General features: G+C 31.8%; 1 protein-coding gene. It reads right to left on the bottom strand.

Annotated features, from left to right (window positions below):
- Window positions 1-475: NAD-dependent epimerase/dehydratase family protein (locus ACF91D_RS31830; protein ID WP_392438710.1), on the bottom strand; the 475-nt coding region annotated here is incomplete at both ends.

Genomic DNA, 475 nt, shown 5'->3' with positions numbered 1-475 from the left:
CCATAAGTCTAACAGGACTATTATTTCCTATGTTGTAAATTTTATAAGGTGCATACGATGAACTTGGATCTGGATTTTCTCCAGACCATTCAGTATTTGGTTCAGCTGGTTTTTTAACCAATCTACTAATCGCTTCAACAATATCATCTACATAAGTAAAATCTCTCATCATATTCCCATGATTATATACATCTATTTCTTCATCATTTACTATTGCTTTCGTAAATTTAAATAGTGCCATATCAGGTCTTCCCCATGGTCCATATACAGTAAAGAATCTTAATCCAGTTGTTGGTAAATTATATAAATGGCTATAAGTATGGGCCATTAACTCATTAGATTTTTTAGTAGCAGCATATAAGCTTAAAGGATGATCAATATTATCAGATGTTGAAAAAGGTTTAGAAGTATTTGCACCGTATACAGAACTAGATGAAGCATAGATTAAATGCTCTACTTTATGATGTCTCGAACA

It is taken from the genome of Staphylococcus sp. 231237_7MaSpsaltlick (genome assembly GCF_043107035.1).
The sequence above is the reverse complement of the archived record's forward strand: the minus strand, read 5'-3'. Positions and strand labels throughout refer to the sequence as shown.